At 52.1% G+C, this 19,682-nt stretch carries 17 protein-coding genes; 6 read left to right on the top strand and 11 right to left on the bottom strand.

Annotated elements, in window-relative coordinates:
* Positions 1–247 precede the first annotated feature (247 nt).
* Positions 248–670 (top strand): hypothetical protein, encoded by a 423-nt coding sequence (locus OO017_RS19500; protein ID WP_266054385.1) that lies wholly within the window; start codon positions 248–250, stop codon positions 668–670.
* A 277-nt stretch (positions 671–947) separates the two neighbouring features.
* Here OO017_RS19500 and OO017_RS19495 read toward each other — a convergent pair whose 3' ends face one another.
* Positions 948–2,369, bottom strand: coding sequence for a S8 family peptidase (locus tag OO017_RS19495; protein ID WP_266054384.1), 1,422 nt, complete (start codon positions 2,367–2,369; stop codon positions 948–950).
* Between the two features lie 306 nt (positions 2,370–2,675).
* Entirely contained in the window at positions 2,676–3,383 is a 708-nt protein-coding gene (locus tag OO017_RS19490) for an endonuclease III domain-containing protein (RefSeq protein ID WP_266054383.1), read from the bottom strand.
* A gap of 210 nt (positions 3,384–3,593) precedes the next feature.
* On the opposite strand from OO017_RS19490, the gene OO017_RS19485 reads away from it, so the two are divergent.
* Together OO017_RS19485 and OO017_RS19480 are read left to right on the top strand one after the other, a co-directional pair.
* Positions 3,594–4,286 carry an MBL fold metallo-hydrolase gene (locus OO017_RS19485; RefSeq protein ID WP_266054382.1) on the top strand — a complete coding sequence of 231 codons (693 nt, stop codon included), beginning with the start codon at positions 3,594–3,596 and terminating at the stop codon, positions 4,284–4,286.
* Between the two features lie 90 nt (positions 4,287–4,376).
* On the top strand, positions 4,377–5,015 hold the full coding sequence (locus OO017_RS19480) for a DUF2238 domain-containing protein (protein ID WP_266054381.1): 639 nt from the start codon (positions 4,377–4,379) through the stop codon (positions 5,013–5,015).
* 871 nt (positions 5,016–5,886) lie between these two features.
* On the opposite strand, the gene OO017_RS19475 is transcribed toward OO017_RS19480, so the two are convergent.
* The 6 genes from OO017_RS19475 to OO017_RS19450 form a co-directional block, all read right to left on the bottom strand.
* Positions 5,887–6,567 carry a YiaD family glycine zipper/OmpA-like lipoprotein gene (locus OO017_RS19475; protein WP_266054380.1) on the bottom strand — a complete coding sequence of 227 codons (681 nt, stop codon included), beginning with the start codon at positions 6,565–6,567 and terminating at the stop codon, positions 5,887–5,889.
* A 298-nt stretch (positions 6,568–6,865) separates the two neighbouring features.
* Positions 6,866–7,570, bottom strand: a complete 705-nt coding sequence (locus tag OO017_RS19470; RefSeq protein ID WP_500797071.1) for a YiaD family glycine zipper/OmpA-like lipoprotein — start codon at positions 7,568–7,570, stop codon at positions 6,866–6,868.
* A gap of 277 nt (positions 7,571–7,847) precedes the next feature.
* Complete coding sequence (gene accD / locus OO017_RS19465) at positions 7,848–8,744, bottom strand: acetyl-CoA carboxylase, carboxyltransferase subunit beta (RefSeq protein WP_266054387.1); 897 nt, start codon at positions 8,742–8,744, stop codon at positions 7,848–7,850.
* Between the two features lie 150 nt (positions 8,745–8,894).
* Positions 8,895–9,953, bottom strand: coding sequence for a class I fructose-bisphosphate aldolase (locus OO017_RS19460; protein WP_266054378.1), 1,059 nt, complete (start codon positions 9,951–9,953; stop codon positions 8,895–8,897).
* Positions 9,954–10,243: 290 nt separating this feature from the next.
* On the bottom strand, positions 10,244–11,458 hold the full coding sequence (locus OO017_RS19455; RefSeq protein WP_266054377.1) for an amidohydrolase family protein: 1,215 nt from the start codon (positions 11,456–11,458) through the stop codon (positions 10,244–10,246).
* 99 nt (positions 11,459–11,557) lie between these two features.
* Positions 11,558–12,859, bottom strand: a complete 1,302-nt coding sequence (locus OO017_RS19450; protein ID WP_266054376.1) for an amidohydrolase family protein — start codon at positions 12,857–12,859, stop codon at positions 11,558–11,560.
* 282 nt (positions 12,860–13,141) lie between these two features.
* On the opposite strand from OO017_RS19450, the gene OO017_RS19445 reads away from it, so the two are divergent.
* Entirely contained in the window at positions 13,142–13,690 is a 549-nt protein-coding gene (locus tag OO017_RS19445; RefSeq protein WP_266054375.1) for a hypothetical protein, read from the top strand.
* Positions 13,691–13,783: 93 nt separating this feature from the next.
* Here the strand turns inward: OO017_RS19445 and OO017_RS19440 are convergent, their stop codons facing one another.
* The 3 genes from OO017_RS19440 to OO017_RS19430 form a co-directional block, all read right to left on the bottom strand.
* Positions 13,784–14,797 (bottom strand): M28 family peptidase, encoded by a 1,014-nt coding sequence (locus OO017_RS19440; RefSeq protein WP_266054374.1) that lies wholly within the window; start codon positions 14,795–14,797, stop codon positions 13,784–13,786.
* Complete coding sequence (gene cysS / locus OO017_RS19435) at positions 14,787–16,283, bottom strand: cysteine--tRNA ligase (protein ID WP_266054373.1); 1,497 nt, start codon at positions 16,281–16,283, stop codon at positions 14,787–14,789. The genes OO017_RS19440 and cysS overlap by 11 nt, the downstream gene beginning before the upstream one ends.
* A 100-nt stretch (positions 16,284–16,383) precedes the next feature.
* Positions 16,384–17,523, bottom strand: coding sequence for an endonuclease/exonuclease/phosphatase family protein (locus OO017_RS19430; RefSeq protein WP_266054372.1), 1,140 nt, complete (start codon positions 17,521–17,523; stop codon positions 16,384–16,386).
* A 341-nt stretch (positions 17,524–17,864) separates the two neighbouring features.
* Between OO017_RS19430 and rimP the strand changes: the two genes are divergently transcribed.
* Together rimP and nusA are read left to right on the top strand one after the other, a co-directional pair.
* Complete coding sequence (gene rimP, locus OO017_RS19425; RefSeq protein WP_266054371.1) at positions 17,865–18,338, top strand: ribosome maturation factor RimP; 474 nt, start codon at positions 17,865–17,867, stop codon at positions 18,336–18,338.
* A gap of 7 nt (positions 18,339–18,345) precedes the next feature.
* Complete coding sequence (gene nusA / locus OO017_RS19420; RefSeq protein WP_266054370.1) at positions 18,346–19,599, top strand: transcription termination factor NusA; 1,254 nt, start codon at positions 18,346–18,348, stop codon at positions 19,597–19,599.
* The last annotated feature ends 83 nt before the right edge of the window (positions 19,600–19,682 follow it).

Below are 19,682 nucleotides of genomic sequence, written 5' to 3'. Positions count from 1 at the left end.
CTGACGCCTCTGGCAACGTCGCCAATACTGCATTAACGGCATTGCCGCCGGCTAAAGCGCCACTTGAGAAGGAGTTTAAAAGGAGAAAATAACCCAACCATCCGGGTTGCTTTTCCCTTATTTTTACAACGCAGTGCCGGGGGGAAAAAGGGAAAAACAACCCCGCCCAACACACCCTAGCAGACACCCTCGCAAGCCTGACAAGCCAAAGCGTCTGCTAGACCATTTCGTTAGCACCAATTTAAAAATGAAACGACAGGTTGAAATAAGATGGACAGTTTTTCTATTAGCGATACTTATAATTTCATTTGGATTGCTGACAGGATTTTCATTTCGTGAAACCCTTGACATTCAAATGCACGATACTTACTTCGTTATAGAGAATTTTCATCTACTGATACTTCTAATATTTACGCTAGCAATAGTCTACTTACTCACTTTTGGACTGAAAATATTGGCAAAAACTAACAGGATATTAAAAATCTGCTCAATAACAATAACTGGACTAATTGGACTTAGTTTAATAGGACTTCTTGCTCTAACAATTGTATTAATGATCATGACACCAATAAGTGGTCAGGATTTGACCAGTTTTGGAATGATAATATTGATTTTTGGACTTGCAATGTTATTCTCGATACGGACAAGAGAAATATGGAAATTGAAATAAAAACTGGTGCCAACATTGTGTATAAGCAATAGCGGGTTTAGTACTATTTTGAAACGTAATAATAAAAATCAATGGTCGTCGGTGCTATCTGACAGTTTAGTGGCTTGAAATCTGCTATTGCTCATACACGAGACCGTTAAGCCTAATACAAAACTCTCACTAAGTTTTACATACTAAATCGCTCCCTCAAAACCGCCACTTACTGCTATCAATTAAAATACAAAAGCGCCTCCCTTGACCTTAAGAGAGGCGCTTTTTATGTTAAACCATTATCATTTTACTGCACTACACCCAGGGCAGCATCAGCCGTAATAAAGCCGTGCCCTACCTCCGAAGCAGTTAGCCCAGGCATAGGGATGGCAACCGTTTCCAGTACATTTTCTACCTGGCTGGCATTTAACGCAGGGTTCTTCTCCACCATCAGCGCTACAATACCTGCCACGTGCGGGCTAGCCATAGATGTTCCGGAAAGGTAATAATAAGATAACTGCCCACTATTTAATTGGTAAGGACCAACAATACTGGAGCCCGGAGCAGTTACGTCAAGATCCTGGCCTGGTTTGGCCCTGCTCGAGTAGGAAGCCAGATAGAAATCACTTGGGTTAGTTGGCTCGGCTATATCCAGCGCATACCACCAGGCCGGTATGGTTCCGGCTGCTACCAAGCCAGCGCTTGCCACACTAATAACAGGAGCATACGCACCAGGGTACCCCATGCCCGCCATACCACTGTTACCGGCAGAGGCCACAATGATTACTCCCTTTTCAATGGCATAGTCAACTGCAGCTTTTTCAACAGCATCCAGCACCGGTCCGCCCAAGCTCATGTTTATAACAACAGGAGAATCTTTCAGCGGGCCGGCTTTGAGGTTTGCTATATGCACAATGCCTTGTGCCACTACGGATGACCAGCCAGAACCATTCTGGTTCAAAACTTTTACCGGAATAATGGTAGCCTTAGGGGCCACACCGGAAATGGCAGTTCCTCTCAAGTTAAACCCGATTATCGTGCTGGTAACGTGGGTGCCGTGCGAATTCTGGTCGTGCTCCCACTTGTTTGGCTGCTCCGATACGTTCCCGACTTCTCCGCCGCCACCGCCGAAAGCTTTGGCATACTGCGTGGCGATCCGCTGCTCAGGGAAATACTGTCGCCAAGAGTCCAGCAGGCCAGTATCCAGCACGCCTACATACACCCCTGTTGCATCCTGCTGCATCATAAATCCTTCACCCATATCGGTGACATTTACAGCATCCAGGTTCCAGGTGCTTATTCCATTAGAAAAGTCAGCCACAGACACGGCATCTGCTGGCGCGCCTTTTCTCTCAGCATCCGGATTTGCTATGTCCACGAAACTTAACCCCTGAATAGTACTCAACTGGTCGCCTGCCACGCGCATAGAGAGGGCATTGATCTCTGGAATTACTTTTACGACAGTGCCATACTTCTTCAGTTCATTTAAGGCAGCATCTGTAACCGGCCCCTTGAGAAGCACATTTATCCCTGTCATACCTCTTGCCTGCTGAGAACTAGTGGTCTGCCCCAACTCAGCAGAAGGGCTTATGGCTTCGTCCGCCCCACTGTCGCAGGCTGTTAGCAGAGCAAAGGATGAGGCCGCTGCCAATAAAGTATAAAACTTAGCCAAGCGGATGCTTTGCCCGGCAGGCAGCAAGTGCCATGGTTGTAAAGAGTTTCTTTTCATGATATGTGTATTAAGGTGTTAGGATAAGGTCTATTCAAACCTTACCAGGTAAATAGAAAATATAAAATATTATTTAATAAAGACGTGTAATAACTTTTACGATATTAAACCCTATACTCTATCATGAAAAATAGGTTTCTAATCAACCTAAAATAATTATAATACAACCTGTGATGTTGCAAAATTTGAGATGCTTAAAATACAGATATTTTGGATTAAGTGGCTTACAACAGCAGTGTACTGAAACAGTATAAGACAAGTCACCCAAGCCGGCCGCAAAACTTTCTGTAAGTGAAAGGCTGCCGCCTAAGCAGCCTTATCAATCCCCTTGGCCCGCACATCCTGGTAATAGTTGCAGATGCCGCTGAGCACACATTCTTCGCACCTGGGGCTATAGAAGGTGCAGATACGCTGGCCGTGGCGCAGCATGTGTATATGGAAGTTGTAGAGTTCTTCCGGCTCCGGGGGAAGCATTTGCAGCAGCAGGTCGTGTGCCTTGTTGGCCGTCACCTTAGCCTCGATCAGGCCTACGCGCTGGCTGATCCGGAATACATGGGTATCCACGGGCATCACGGGCTTTTTAAAGTTGAAGAGCAGCAGTAAGGTAGCCGTTTTAAGGCCCACGCCAGGCAATTTCGTGAGCCAGGCCATCGCCTCCTCCACAGGCATCTCCTCCAGGAAATCTATACTTAGCTCGCCCCGTTCCTCTTTTATCAAGCGCAGGGTTTGTTGTATCTGTGGGGCCTTTTGCCCGGGGTAGCGCGTAGTGGAGATAGTATCAGCCAGTTCCTCAAACGGTGCGTTCATCACCCCCTCCCAATCCCCGAAGCGCTCCAGCATGTTGTAATACGCCTTTTCCTCGTCATTGTGGTTGGTTCGGTGCGAGAGCATGGTAGAGATAAGCTCATGCATGTGGCCACGCCGGGGCTCAAGCTTCCGGTGCTTGTAAGCCTGGTTCAGCAGCTCGTGTGTTAGCAGGGCTTTCTCTTCTGGGGGCAGCTGGTGTGCATCCATAGGCTACGGTATTTTGTAGGACTAATTTTACGGCAAGGCACAAGTTCTGTTAGGATAGATTTTTTTATAGATGGTAGTACAAAAACCGCTGTGCTGTAGTATCTTGTATGGCTGCTGAAAAACGGGCATAATTTTACCCACAACTATTTTCATTTTCAGACGCTATACTTGTTGGTTATTCGCTTTACGCCCTCGTGGCACTCTTACTCTATGGATATTAAGTTTCTAGGAACAGGCGGTGCCTTCGATACGGATTATCTTAACTCTGCCGCTGTGCTGGAGTTCCGGGGTATACACCTGCTGATTGACTGCGGCTTTACTGTTTTCCCGGCGTTAGTGCGCAAGAACCTGGTGCAGAAGGTGGACCACATCATCATCACCCACCTGCACAACGACCACTGCGGCAGCCTGGCTAACCTGCTGCTGTACAAAAGTATTGTAGAGAAGGCTCCTAAACCTGTTATACTTTACCCTTCAGAGCAGTTTAAGCAGCAGCTGTACCTTTTCCTGGAGATACAGGTAAAAGACCCCGATAAGTATGCCGAGTTTGTGCCGCTGGAGAATTTCGAAGGCATAGGCTGCATCGATACCTATGGCAAGCACTCCGAAGGACTGCAAACCTACGCCTACATTTTTGAGGAAAACGAGGAGCGCATCGTGTACTCCGGCGACCTGGCAAAGCCTGAGGTGCTGTTTGACCGGCTGCAGCGCATGACGCAGAAACCTACTTCCGTCTTCCACGACATCACTTTTAACCCCGCAAACACCGGCCATACTTACTACAAAAAGCTGCTTCCTTACCTCAACGGCGTAGATATGTACGGCTACCACTGCGACCCTACGCAGAGTCCGCTGGATAACCCGATCCGGCTTGTGTTCTTCCAGCAGGAGATGATGGCCTGACAGGCGCTGCAGCACGCTGGCTCAAAACAAAGTATACGTTGCGGGGTTTAATGGCAGAACAGTTTAATGCTCTGAGAACGAGCCGTACGTATGCCTGCCACACTTAAACCCAAATCACGCCTCTGGCAACAGCCTCTGCACATACTTTACAGTGTGCTGTTCCTGACTTTTTGGGTATACTCCGCCCTCACCACAACGGATCTGGAGAACTGGCTGGTGGAGAACACGCTGACGCTCTCGCTCCTTATCTTCCTGGTTGCTTTTTATAACATTTTCCGCTTCTCGAACACCAGCTATACTTTACCCTTCCTGTTTCTGCTGCTGCACGTGTATGGTAGCCAATACCAGTATGCTGATAACCCATTCGGGGAGTGGCTGAAGGTGCAGTTTGACTTTGGGCGTAACCACTACGACCGCCTGGTGCACCTGGGCTACGGCTTGCTGCTGGCTTACCCCATGCATGAGGTGCTAACCGTGGGATTAAATCTTAACCGCCTCCTAACCTACCTGCTGCCCGTAGAGCTGATACTTTCCTCCGGGGTAATGTATGAGTTGGTGGAGTGGATGGTGGCTGACTGGGTATACGGCGGCGGTAAGCAAGGTATGGTTTTTCTGGGGATGCAGGGCGATATATGGGATGCGCAGAAAGACGTAGCCATGGCTTTTGCCGGCGCTGTAGCAGCGATGGCTGTGGCGTTTCTTTTGGAGAGGAGGAAGAATGATGTGTAATGAGAAGTATAGTTCAAACAAGCGGCCTATGCTAACTTTGGCAAGTTGGTAAACTGCCGTACCGGTTCAATGGCCCTGCCCCTCAGAGGAGGGGAATTTTCAGCAGGCGATTTCATCCCCCTACCCCCTTCCAAGGGGGACATTCCCGAGAACGATTAACCCACCCCTGCCCCTCCCGAGAGGGGAATTTCACCTCTCCCCAGCCCTCTCCTTTTCTCGAGGGCCCCTACCCCCAAAACAGGAGAGGGAGTATCCAACCACCCCTACCCCTCCTTGTCTAAGGAGGGGAGTTCTGCTGAAGCTCCGTTAGCGATGGCTATCGAATCTGTTCCCAGTCTTTCCGTTGAGCGCCTTGTGAGATCCGGTGCCCAAGGGCAGCGCCCTGGCGCAGGAGGGAACACAGCGCGATGCGGGAAGACGAGCCCTCCCGGGCTTGAGGGAGCCAAGGCCAGAGATGGAACGAGCCGCTTGTAAGACTGCGGATGAACGGCGGCTAGAAAAGATAGCTTGGCTCAGGTTGCAGAAAGCAGCGGCTATGGAAGTATAAGTATGCGGATTAGGAAGTCCGCGGCAGAGAAGTTCCGGACAAGGATGTCCGGAACAGCGGGTAGCTTAGCCCAAGTTATAGGAAGCAACGGCTAAAGTATAGGCAAAGTTAAAAGTTTGGCTCTCCGAGCCAGTGAGTTACAAACTCAACATCATAAAAGGACACAAGTATAAATACTTGCACCAGAAGGAGATCACAGACAGTAATTAAATTCAACAACGACACCTCTGCCAACCACCAGGCATAAAAAAACCAGCCGCACCCCCGTGCGGCTGGTTTAAAATCACCAATTATCCAATCAATCTACTACTACTTAACTCTTACTTATAGATCTCCGCGCTCAGCGGCTTTCTTCATTTTCTCGTTGGCGTAAATTGCAATTTCTACGCGGCGGTTCTGTCTGCGGCCTTCTGCAGTACTGTTGTCTGCAATTGGCTGGTCGGCTGCGTAACCCATGGTTGTCATGCGGCTGCGGTCAACACCATTCATAGCCAGGTAATCGGCTACGGACTGGGCGCGGCGCTCCGACAGCGGCTGGTTAATGCTGCGGTTACCGGTGTTATCGGTATGGCCCTCGATCAGAATGTTAGTGTCAGGGTATTTCTGAAGTGTTTGAGCCAGTTGTGCAATTTCTGTTTTAGCGTTTGCCTGAAGCTCGGCAGAGTTTACCGGGTACAGGATGCCGGAATCAAACGTGATCTTGATACCCTCACCAACACGCTCAATCTGTGCTCCCTCCAGGTCACGGCGCAGTTCTTCGGCCTGCTTATCCATTCTTCTACCGATCAGGGCACCGGCTGTACCACCCACGGCGGCACCAATAATGGCACCTGCGGCAGTGTTACCGGCCACTTTACCAACCACACCACCCACTACGGCACCGGAACCGGCACCAATAATGCCACCTTTAGCAGTTTTGCTCATGCCGCCGCCGCCAGAGGCACACGACGAAAGTAAAACGGCAATTATCGCTAGTATAGAAAGATTAATTCTAAAGTTTTTCATGGTTATCGTTTTTAAACTTCTGTTTAAGAATCCGTAGATTCTGACCCTTTTACTGACTATATTGTTAAAATGTTATATAATCTTTAGCTAAATAATTTGCATCAGTGCGTTATTTAAGCCTGCCGGGCTTCGTTACAACCTGGCTTCAACCTGCAAGCACCATACATTAGAGATTTAACGTCTTTATCTTATTGGAGTTTTACCGATGCCCTCCTCAGCCCTGCTGGCCTTAAAAAAGCAGGCGCCTGCCCCCTTTGCAGGAAGCAGGCGCCCAAACCTATAGTTAAAGTATGGCAGTTTACTTTATTTCTCCGCTTTCAGCAGCTTGCTTCAGCTCCTCGTTTGCCACAATAATGATTTCCACGCGGCGGTTCTGGGCACGGCCTTCTACTGTGCTGTTGTCGGCAATCGGCTGATCGTAGCTGTAGCCTTTGGCCTGCAGGCGGGCACCGTCTACACCAAGGCTCTGGGCATAGTTCTTCACAGCCTGCGCGCGACGCTCAGACAGCTTCTGGTTCAGCTCATAAGAACCTGTGTTGTCGGTGTGGCCTTCGATGATCACATCGGTTCCCTGGTAGTCTTGCAGGGTTTTAGCCAGCTTCTGGATGTCCTGCTTGGCAGTGGCGCTTAACTCGGCAGAGTTCACCGCGAAAAGTATACCTGAGTCGAAGTTCACACGGATGGCCTCGCCTACACGCTCCACATTGGCGTTCTCCATGGATTTCTCCAGTTCCTCGGCCTGCTTATCCATACGGCGACCGATTACGGCACCCGTTGCACCACCCACGGCGGCACCTACAATGGCGCCTGCTGCCGTGTTACCCAGCCTGTTACCGATCAGGCCACCGATCACGGCACCGCCACCGGCACCAATCAGGCCGCCTTTAGTGGTTTTGCTCATGCCTTTTTTCTCTTCGGCAGGTTTTGTTTGCGTGGTTGTCTCGGTAGTAGCAGTTCCTGAACCGGCTGCAGGGGCTGTGCTCTTGCACGATGTAAACAGCATGGTAACAGCCAGCATCGAGCTCAGGGATAGTTTTACAAGTTTCATTGTAATTAGGGTTTAGTAAATGTTTGTTGTTGTTCTTTTTGAGTTTTGGGTACTATAAGGCTTTATGCTCTTACACCTGCAAACGCAAGTCTTGTGCCAAATCGTACGTATCGGCTCATCAATATTTTACTAAAGATATATTCTGATTGGCCATACTTGATACAGTGAGGCACAAAAAAACCTGTTAGCACCAGGCTAACAGGTTTTTAAAAATTTTGACTTATGCTTTTGCCTAGGATGCCTTAGCAGATTTTTTTGCTTTCGGTGTTGTGGTTACGTCCTCCGGTAGCAGCACCATGCTCAGCAGCTCGCTCAGGCGGCTCTTCAGCTGCTTGCGGTCGATGATGAAATCCAGGAAGCCATGCTCCAGCACAAACTCGGCGCTCTGGAAGCCCTTCGGCAGGTCTTTACCTATCGTCTCTTTAATAACGCGCGGACCGGCAAAGCCGATCAAGGCACCCGGCTCGGCAATGTTAAAATCGCCCAGCATGGCGTAAGAGGCGGTTACACCACCCGTGGTCGGGTCTGTCAGCAGGGAGATGTACGGTAGTTTCTCCTCGCTCAGCAGCGCCAGCTTGGCAGAGGTCTTGGCCATCTGCATCAGCGAGAAGCCAGCCTCCATCATACGCGCTCCACCCGATTTCGAGATCATCAGGAAAGGGGTGCGCGTTTTGCGGGCGTGGTCTATGGCGCGGGCAATCTTCTCTCCTACCACAGAACCCATGGAGCCGCCGATAAAGGCGAAGTCCATACAGGCGATGGTCAGGTTCTGGCCGTTTATCTTGCCGTAGGCCGTGCGCACTGCGTCTTTCAGGCCGGTGGCCTTTTGCGTGGCGGCAATGCGCTGCGGGTATGGTTTGGAGTCCACGAAGTTAAGAGGGTCGCCCGAGGTCAGGTTCTCGTCCAGCTCGGTAAATTCGTTGTCGTCAAACAAAATGGCGAAGTACTCTCTGGAGCCGATGCGGTCGTGGTGGCTGCACTGCACGCAGGTGTTCAGGTTCTTGCGGTGCTCGGCCATACTTGTCACGGTTTTGCAGTTCGGGCACTTGTACCACAATCCGTCCGGGGTTTCCTTCTTTTGCTCTGTTGGCGTATGGATTCCTTTTTCTGCTCTTTTAAACCAAGGCATCATAGTTATACAGCGTGCTTCCGCACATTAAAGTTATGGCTATACTTAACTGTAAAGTATAAAATCAAAAAGTGGCCTGCCCCAGCCACCCAGAGGGTTTAGCGAAGGCAGGCCACAAAAATATGTAATAATCAGCAGTTCTGCTACAAATTACGCGAGTGTAATCTCATTTGCCAGGTACACATCCTGTATGGCGTTCAGCAACTCCACACCAGTGCCCATGTCTTTCTGGAATGCCTTGCGCCCGGAAATCAGGCCCATACCGCCCGCACGCTTGTTAATTACGGCCGTACGAACGGCATCTGCCAGGTCAGAGGCACCCTTCGACTCGCCTCCGGAGTTGATCAGTCCGGCACGGCCCATGTAGCAGTTAGCCACCTGGTAGCGCGTCAGGTCGATCGGGTTATCGGTAGTCAGCTCCGTGTACATCTTCTCGTGGGTTTTGCCGAAACCGATAGCCTTGAAGCCACCATTGTTCTCCGGCAGTTTCTGCTTGATGATGTCGGCCTGGATGGTGACGCCCAGGTGGTTGGCCTGGCCGGTCAGGTCGGCGGCTACGTGGTAATCCACACCATCTTTCTTAAAAGCGTTGTTGCGGGTGTAGCACCACAGGATGGTGGCCATACCCAGCTGGTGCGCCCGCTCAAAAGCCTCGGCCACCTCGATGATCTGGCGCGAAGACTCCTCGGATCCGAAGTAAATGGTTGCCCCCACGGCAGTCGCACCCAGGTTCCAGGCCTCATCCACAGATCCGAACATGATCTGGTCATACTTGTTCGGGTAGGTCATGAGCTCGTTGTGGTTGATCTTTACCACAAACGGAATCTTGTGCGCATACTTCCGCGACATCATGGCCAGGTTGCCGAACGTGGTCGCCACGGCGTTACAGCCGCCCTCGATGGCCAGCTTGATGATGTTCTCCGGATCGAAGTAGATTGGGTTCGGGGCGAAAGAGGCTCCGGCGGTGTGCTCAATGCCCTGGTCTACCGGAAGGATGGAAAGATAGCCTGTGCCGCCCAGACGGCCGTGGTTGAACAGTTGCTGCAGGCTTCGCAGCACCTGCGGCGAGCGGTTTGACTGGGCAAAGATCCTGTCCACGAAGTCAGGGCCCGGCGCGTGCAGCTGCTCTTTGGAAATAGTCTGGCTCTTGTGCTGCAGCAGGTTATCGGCATCAGCACCAAGCAACGAAACGATTTTCTCGTAACTCATTTGTTTTGATAGTTTTGGGTAGAAGGTAAAATGAAGAAACTAACGTATGCGTAAAGCTCAAATTCAGATTATAGTCATCTACCAAAGCGGCAAAGCCCTTTCAGGCTTTTTACCGCGGCGTTTTCTATAGCATGGCAGGCACCAAGGTTGGTGAAGCAAGCACTTAGCTTGCACCAAACTATACTTTAACCGCACGAAAAAGTTGTGCCCACAGCAGTTACAAAAGGCCTCTTCTCCAAAGTACCAGTACCCTACACATTTCTGTAAAAGTATAGGGTACCGGCACCCCCTTATTTACATTCTTCGCTCACCACCTTGCCATCTATCAGTACGGCGCATACATGCGAGGTATACTCAAACGGATCACCGTCGAAAAGTACCAGGTCAGCATCCTTGCCTTTCTCCAGGGAGCCCACCCGATCGCTTAGCCCAAGTATGCTAGCCGGTGTGGAGGTGATGGAGGCAAGCGCCTGATCGGAGTCCATGCCATTAGCCACGGCCACACTTGCCTCGAAAAGTATAACGCGGGCACGCGGCACATACTGTTCAAAACCGCTCTGTATGGCCACCGGCACACCCGCCTTCGCCAGCACGCCCGCCGTCTCAAACGACATGTTCTTGCTGTCGCCGTAGGAGCGCGCCATGGTCGGGTGAAGTATAACCGGCACCCCGGCAGCCTTGATTTCATCCACCAGCAAGTATGATTCCGCACCTCCATCCAGCACCAGATCCAGGTTAAACTCCTTGGCCAGGCGCAGCGCCGCCATGATGTCCTGCGACTGGTTGGCCGTGATCAGTGTCTTATACTTGCGGTTCAGCAGGTCCACCAGGTACTCCGTTTTTAGGTTGCGGTCGGGGCGTTTGCCGGCATCCGCGTTGGCCATTTTCTTGGCGTATGCCTGCGCCGCCTGCAGCTCGGCCCGCAGCATGGCCATACCTTTGGCCGATGTCTTGGGTGAGTTGTAGTTCTCCCCCACCGAGCTTCCCAGCGTGAAGGCTATCATGTTGGTGGTGTCTATAAGCGAGCTAAAACCTTCGGGAGAGGTCTTGATGGTCATGGTTTGTCCGCTGATGAGCGCCCCCGGGCCGTGACCAGTGTTAATGGTGGTAACGCCATAGCTGCGCACCCACTCTACCAGTTCCTCGCTTGGGTTGTAAGCATCCAGGGCGCGGAGCTCCGGCTGTATGGGTGCCGTTTTCTCCAGCTGCTGCTGGTCGGCGGGTATGTTGTAAATACCGGCGAGCCCTACCGAAGTATGGGCATCCACCAAACCGGGTGTTACCACTTTGGCCGTGTATACTTTATAATTCTGCGGCACCTGCAGGTTGGCCCCTACGGCCTCGATCTTACCATCTTTCAGTAGCACCACCCCGTTTTTGATGGGATTGCCCGCCATGGTGTAAACCGTCTCGCCCTTCACGGCAATCTGCGCCACGGCCTGCTGCATGCTAAGTATGGCCACTCCGCCAAGTATGGCTGCTGCCAGTTGTATATGCTTTTTCATGTTGATTTCTCTGTAAATAATGCAAGTATAAGTATGAGCTGAAAGTATACTTTGGCTAATGCTAACTACTCAACTCATTACTCTCAACTCTTAACCAGCTTAATGTGCGTGGTAGTGCAACACGCCGTCATAAGCCCTGAAGCCGCCGGTGGCGTACTTCTTATCCTCGGGGTTGCTCAGGTCGAAGCGCTTCTGCCCCTCCACCCACGTCTGTTCTACTTTAGTATGCACGCTGAAAGGCTCCCCGCTCAGCACGATAAAGTCCGCATCCTTTCCTTTCTCCAGCGAGCCTACGCGGTTGTCCAGTTCCAGCATCTTCGCTCCGGCAATGGTCATTCCCTCTATCGCTTTCTCTTTGCTCATACCAGCCCGCACCGCCAGCGACACGTTACGCATAAACAGGCGCGAGTCGGTAATGCCATCGTCGGTGTGGAAGGCGGTAAGCACGCCTGCTTTCTCCAGCGCTGCACCGTTGGTATTACTCACTTCCACTGCCTCCGACTTACCTCCCGGCGAGTCGAGGGTGATGATGGAGGCGGGTACCCCGGCCTTGGCTATCTCGTCGGCGGCTTTCCAAGCCTCGCTCACGTGGTGTAGCACCAGCTTAAATCCGAATTCCTTCTGCAGGCGCAGGGCCGTCAGCACATCGTCGTAGCGGTGGGTGTGGAAATGCACGATGCGCTTGCCGTCCAGTATCTCCACCAGCGGCTCCAGATTAGGCTTGCGCTCCGGCATTTTATCGGCCTTGCCTTTGGCTGCCTTTATCTTTTTGTTGTAGGCTTGGGCATCCAGGAACAACTGTCGGGCCATGGCCGCAGACTTAGCGCGTGTGCCCGGGAAGGGGGCGGCTTTCATGGGGTTGGTGCCGTTAGCCATTTTCATGCCGCCGCAGATACCGTTGGTCACATCCTCGCAGAAGGTAAGGTCGCCGATGGTGTTGCCCTCACGCATTTTCAGGTACACCGTCTGCCCGCTCATCAGGTGGCCCGAGCCCGGCATAACATTTACGGTGGTAATGCCTCCGGCCAGCGCGCGCTTAAAGGTATCGCTCAGCGGGTTGATGGCATCCACAATGCGTACATCAGGGTGCAGCGGTGCGGAACCGTCGCCGCCGGAGCCTTCGCCCAGGTGCGAGTGCGTGTCCACCAGGCCCGGCATCAGCACCTTGCCTGTTACATCAAACTCCTTCGCGTTTTTCGGGATGCGCACTTTGTTAGCGGTGCCCAGGGCGGTGACTTTCCCGTGTTGCACTACCAGCACGCCGTTCTCGATTGGCTGCCCCACCACGGGGATAATCCGGGCGCCTCTGAAAACATGCGGCTGCTCCTGTGCAGTTGCCGTGCCAGTACCAAGCAGCAAGGCCAGCCCCAGCGAAGCCAATAATCGACTGTTGGAAATCATAAAATAGTATGGGTAATAAGGTTAGAATAGTTTAGCCCTACAACCTACCTATTTTATAGGTAATATAAAACCTCCTGCCTTTGCCGCTACAGCCCTGCCTCCTCGAGAATCAAAACAAATTTAAATTCGTTAGTATTTAAATACCAATACATACTTAAACCGATGGATATTCGAATCAAAAACCCCCGCCGTATACATAGCTTCATTACACTGCTGCTTACTGTTTCAGCTGGTATATTTCTATGGGGATGCGCCCCAGCCACCCGGATAACAGGCACCTGGATGAACCCTGAAATAAGCGCAAGGAACTACGAGAAAGTAGTAGTGGCCGCCTTAACGGATAATATACGGGCAAGGCAAACCGTGGAAACCGACATGCAGACACAGCTGCAGCAGCGCGGCATAGAGGCCACCAGAAGTATAGATATGTTTCCGCCAACTGTCTCTCAGAAAGGCCCTGATGTAAACATGCTGCTTAAAAAAGTAAAGGACCAGAACTACGACGCCATTATGACAGTGGCGCTGCTGGATGAGGAAACAGAAACCAGGTATGTGCCGGGCGCCTACGGCTATACGCCTATTACCCGCTTTGGCTGGTACGGCAGATTCAGGGGATACTATACTTACTGGTACCCTACTATTTATGACCCCGGCTATTATACCGAGGAGAAAACATACTTCCTGGAGACGAACCTCTACGACGTAGCAACAGAAAACCTGCAGTGGTCGGCACAATCGCAGTCGCATAGCCCCGCCAGCCTCCGCAAAGCCTCTGTAACGCTTGCCGAGCTTACGGTAAACCAACTGGCGCAGGAGAACCTGATAAAGTAAAGGCGCGGGGGAACTCTGATTGGGAAAAAGAAACCGCCCGTGTTTCCAAAGTACAGGAAGCACGGGCGGTTTCTGTTAAAAGTATGCTTTGTTCTACTCGTTATACACCACGTGCAGCACTGTCTGCCCTACGGCTTTCAGGGTGTTTTTGCTTATGATGTCCATCGTGTCGGTATGGCGGTGGTGGTATGGGCCGAAGATATCTCCGTTACCGGCATTGGGGTTTAGCTCGATGATGTCGATCATGCGGATTTTACCCAGCGTGTTCACATAGTAATGGTCGTCGGTAATGGCGGGGGCGTTTTTATACTTGAAGTAATCGGAGTAACCGATGTTGTTGCCGGCCTTCCATACTTTGTCCACGATCTCCTTGGCGAATTGCCTGGAGTACCCCTCGCGGGAGAAACGCGCATTCTCGGCCCCTACCATATCCAGCAGAATGCCGTAGTTGGCACGGTAGTTCTGCTCGTGCTTATTCTTGCTCCAGTACTGCGAGCCCAGGCACCAGGAGTCCTCCACGTAGGGTGCGGAGCTATCCTCCGGCTGGCCATAATCCTCCCCATCGAAGAAGATCAGGTCTACGCCTACATCCGGCTTCTGCTGTGCCGCATGTATGGTTCTGGCAATCTCCAGAAGTATACCTACCCCGCTGGCTCCGTCGTTAGCTCCGTCTATGGGTTTCTCAGGATTGTTCTCGTCTTTATCGGCAAGAGGCCGGGTATCCCAGTGGGCGGCCAGCAGCACACGGTTGGCAGCACCGGGGTTATAAGAGGCGATCACGTTACGCAAGTTCAGCGTAGTGCCATCATAGGCTTTGGCCTGGAACTTCTGCTCCTGCACCTGCGCGCCATACTCCTTCAGCTTGGCCACAATCCACTCGCCGGTCTGAAAATGCGGCCCCGAGTTAGGCACGCGCGGCCCGAAAGCTACCTGCTTCTCCACAAAGGCATAAGCCGAGTCGGGGTTAAAAGCCGGGGCCTGCACGGCAGCAGGGGCCTCCTCCTCCACTGCGGCTACCTGGCTACCGCTTTTCTCGGCAGAGTCGCAGCTGGCAAAGCAAAGGGAACCGCATAACATTAGCGCCAGCATGTTCATTTTATTCTTCATAAGCCCAGTCAATTCCGGTTTTCATGTCTTTGATAACGATACCGTGGCGCTTTAGCTCCGCCCGGATAGCATCCACCTTATCATAGGCCTTCTGCTCTTTGGCCTCTTTGTAAAACGTCAGCACCAGGTCCAGCATCTCCTCCATATCGCCTACACGCTCCTCCTTCAGCCCTAGCACATCCAGCACCAGCTCCTGATAGGTATCCCGCACCAGGTCATAAGTGCCCCTGGAGAGCTGTGCGATGTTGATCTGCCCTAAGTATAAACTGTTGATCTTCTTGAGCAGGTTAAAAAGGGAGGCTATTGTTTTGGCTGTGTTCAGGTCATCGTTCAGGCCACGGAAGCAGTCCTGGGTCAGTTTCTGCAGCTCTTCGTTCAGTTTGGCGTCTGGCTCCACGGCCTCCGGCTCCTCCGGGAAGCGCAGCTTTTTCAGCACGCGCAGGCCGTTCATCAGCTTGGTGTAGCCTTTGCGGGCCGCCTGCAGCGCCTCATTGCTGAAGTCGAGGGTGCTGCGGTAGTGCGCCTGAAGTATAAAGAAGCGGATGGTCATGGGCGTGTAAGCCTGCTCCAGCATCTCGTGGTTGCCACTGAACAGCTCGCTCAAATTAATGAAGTTGCCCAGCGACTTGCCCATCTTCTGCCCGTTCACCGTGATCATGTTGTTGTGGATCCAGTACTTGGCGGCATCGGTATGGTTACAGCTGGCCTGGCTCTGCGCAATTTCGCACTCGTGGTGCGGGAACATCAGGTCCAGTCCTCCCCCGTGTATATCAAAAGTGGTGCCGAGGTACTTACGGCTCATGGCCGAGCACTCGAGGTGCCAGCCCGGGAAACCGTCGCTCCACGGCGAGGGCCAGCGCATGATGTGCGTTGGCGAGGCCTTCTTCCAGAGGGCAAAATCCAGCGGTGAGCGCTTCTCCTCCTGCCCCTCCAGAGTACGGGTGTTGTTCAGCAGGTCATCTATCACGCGCCCCGACAGCTTGCCATACTTGTGCTCCTTGTCATAGGCCTGCACATCAAAGTATACCGAGCCGTTTACCTCGTAGGCAAAGCCGTTGTCCAGTATTTCCTGTATCATCTGCACCTGCTCTATGATGTGGCCGGAGGCGCGCGGCTCGATGTCCGGCTGCAGCACGTTCAGCTTGTCCATCTCCTGGTGGTAGATGTTGGTGTAGTGGTTCACCACCTCCATCGGCTCCAGGTGCTCGAGCTTCGCCTTTTTCTGGATTTTGTCCTCGCCCTCGTCGGCGTCGTTCTCCAGGTGCCCCACGTCGGTGATGTTGCGCACGTAGCGTACTTTGTAGCCCTGGTACTTCAGGTAACGGTACAGCACATCAAAGGTAACGGCGCTTCGGGCATGCCCCAGGTGCGGCTCTCCGTATACCGTTGGCCCGCATACATACATGCCCACAAACGGGGCGTGCAGCGGCTCAAACTCCTCTTTCTTTCGCGTCAGCGTATTGTACAGGTTCAGTTTCTGTTGCATGGTTTACCAAGTATAAGCACCCAGCGGATGCCGCACTTTTAAAGATCTCAGCCCTTCAGGCCAATTATGGTTCAAAACTAAAAATATTGCCCTCCTTCTCCTAACGCTGTTCTGCGTCCTTTGGCTGCAACACATACGTAGCCGATATCGGGAAGTGGTCCGAAAGCCCCATTTCGTAATGTGTCTCAAAGTTGTAGGCTTCCAGGCCGGCACTGTAAAACTGGTTGTCGATGCGCAGGAACGGGAGCGGCCCGTTGTAGGTGGCCCCCACGCCGTTGCCGGCTCTAACGTGGGCATTATCCAGCACTTCCGCCAGCTCACTGTAAGTATAGCTAAAGGGGATATCGTTAAAATCGCCGCACACAATTACGGGGTAAGGCGATGCCTGCACGTGCCCCAGCAACTCCTGCACCTGGGCTGCACGGGAAACAAACCCACCCCGCAGGCGGCGCGCCAGGTTACGGCTCTCCTTCTTAAAACTTGTCTCGTCGCCAATGGCCGAGTAAGTATTCTCAATATCCTCCGATTTTATACTCATCGACTGCAGGTGCACAGCGTACACCCGTACCGTATCGCCTTTCACATCAATATCAGCCCAGGCAGCACGGTTGGCGCTCCGGTCCCTGGTGTTGGAGAAGCGAAGTGTGCCACTTTCTACGATGGGGTACTTTGAGAAAATAACGATACCGAGGTCTGCTTTAATACGATCTCCTACCGAGGTTGAGGCAAATTTATACTTGCCGTAGCGGGTACCGATGCGGTTGAAGTTGTTATACTCCAAAGAATTAACGCGGCTGTAAAACTCCTGCAGGCAGAACACATCGGCAGGGTGCTCGGCTACCCAGTCTATCATGTCGGTGGATACCTGCGGCACGCCCTCCACAATTTTGTCGTAAGCGTTAAAAACATGCGTGTTAAAGCTCATTACCTGCAGCGTTTTGGCCCCGTCCGGAATCTCTTTCTCAAAGTTGATGGTAACCAGTCGGGCGTAATAGTTCCAGGCAAGTATGAATGCCGAGAGGGGCAGCACCAGCAGCCAGGAGCGGCGCAGCACCCAGTAAAAAAGGAACAGGAAGTTAAGCACAAGCGCCCCCGGCAGCGAGAAGGCCACAAAGCCGGCCGGCCAGAACTCGCTGGGCGGCACTTGCAGGCATAGCACACCCAGCAGCATCCAGAGCACCACCAGGGTGTTCAGAATGAGCCATACCCGCCTGCGAATTGATTTGAATGTACCTGACACGAGAGCAAACTTACGAATTCTGTATCTATCTTATCTATGCTGTGCTGCAGAATATCTGCATACCCTGCTAAACGGCTCCTGAGGCCTAACTTATACTTCAAAACTATAGGCGAACTAAAATATATCCCCTGCTGTTATGCTACAAGGTCCCGGCTGCTGCACTGCCAGCATGGGGTACATTTTAACCCGAATCTAACCTGCTGCATGGCAGTAATAATTTAATACAGGGCATCGCTGCACAATAAGTTGTGTATATAATGAATTTGTAGTAAATTTGCAGCAATATTTCCAAGGAGCTGAGGGGACACGAAGTCCCCTTCTTTATTTCTTAACCGTTTGATATGGCCCTTACCGCGAAGAATATAAGAGAGATGGCGCAGGCAGGCCTGCCGGATACCGACCTGTTTATTGTGGATGTTTCTGTATCGGACTCACCGGCCAGGCCAAAGATAACGGTGCTGGCCGATGGCGAGCAGGGCATTACCATAGACCAGTGCGCTACCATCAGCCGCCGCATAAATAAACAGATTGAGGAGCAGTTCGGCCCGGACATGTCTTACGTATTGGAGGTAAGCTCACCGGGCGTGGATTTTCCGCTCACCCAGCCGCAGCAGTTTAAGCGCCACACGGGCCGCAGCCTGAAGGTAAAGCTGCAGGACGGCACCGAGAAAACCGGTAAGCTGGAGGAAGTAACCGAAACAGGGCTTAACCTGATGGAGGAAGTAAAACAAAAAGGAAAAAAGGCAACGTATGTGCCTGTGCAGATACCCTTCGGGGACATTGTAAAAGCAAATGTTGTAATCTCATTTAAATGATAAGATAATGAACAGTTCAGTCCTGATCGAGTCGTTCGCCGAATTTGCGAAATTCAAGAACATAGACCGCCCGACCATGATGCGCATCCTCGAGGATGTGTTCCGCACCATGATCCGCAAGAAGTGGGGCACCGATGAGAACTTCGACATCATCCTGAATGTGGAGAAGGGAGACCTGGAGATCTGGCGTAACCGCGAGATCGTGGACGACAACTCCGAGGACATCTGGGACACAGACAAAATCAGCCTTACGGATGCCCGTAAGATTGAGCCCGACTTCGAGGTTGGCGAGGAAGTATCGGAAGAGGTGAAGCTGGAGGACTTTGGCCGCCGCGCCGTACTTACTGCCCGCCAGACGCTGATCCAGCGCATCAAGGACATGGAGAAGGAGTTGCTGTTCCAGAAGTATAAAGACCTGGTGGGTGAGATCATCTCCGGCGAAGTATACCAGGTATGGAACCGCGAAGTGTTACTGCTGGACCAGGACGAGAACGAGCTGCTGATACCTAAGGCAGAGCAGATCCCGAAAGACCGTTACCGTAAAGGCGACGTAGTAAGAGCGGTAGTGCAGCGCGTGGAGATCGTGAACGGTAACCCGAAGATCATACTTTCCCGTACCTCCCCTACCTTCCTGGAGCGCCTGTTCGAGAACGAGGTTCCGGAGATTTTCGATGGCCTGATCGCTATCAAGAAAATCGTGCGTGAGCCAGGCGAGCGTGCCAAGGTAGCCGTAGAATCCTTCGACGATCGTATAGACCCGGTAGGTGCCTGCGTTGGCATGAAAGGTTCACGCATCCACAGCATTGTGCGCGAGCTGGAGAATGAAAATATCGACGTGATCAACTTCACAGAGAACCTGGAGCTTTATATCCAGCGTGCCCTGAGCCCGGCTAAGATCACCAGCATGAAGATTGATGACGAGAACAAGCGTGTGTCTGTATTCCTGAAGCCAGACCAGGTTTCCCTGGCAATTGGTAAGGGTGGCCAGAACATTAAGTTGGCCAGCCGCCTTGTGGATATGGAGATCGACGTGTTCCGTGAGTCTGAATCGTACGAGGAGGATATCAGCCTGGAGGAGTTCACCGATGAGATCGAGGATTGGGTAATTGCAGAACTGCGCCGCATTGGCTTAGATACCGCCAAGAGCGTGCTGGCTATAAGCAAAGAAGATCTGCTGCGCCGCACGGAGCTGGAGGAAGAAACCATCGATGATGTGCTCTCGATCCTCCGCGAAGAGTTGGAAGAAGAAGACAATCAATAGTTGTGAGTTGTGCTCCGTTGCGCTAATTTTGAGAAAAGTTACGCCGGGGCACAGCTTAGACCTTCAAGGTAAGGCAACTATAC

It is taken from the genome of Pontibacter anaerobius, assembly GCF_026241195.1.
Classification (GTDB): Bacteria; Bacteroidota; Bacteroidia; order Cytophagales; family Hymenobacteraceae; genus Pontibacter; species Pontibacter anaerobius.
Note: the sequence above shows the minus strand (reverse complement) of the source record. Positions and strands in the feature narration are given on the sequence as shown.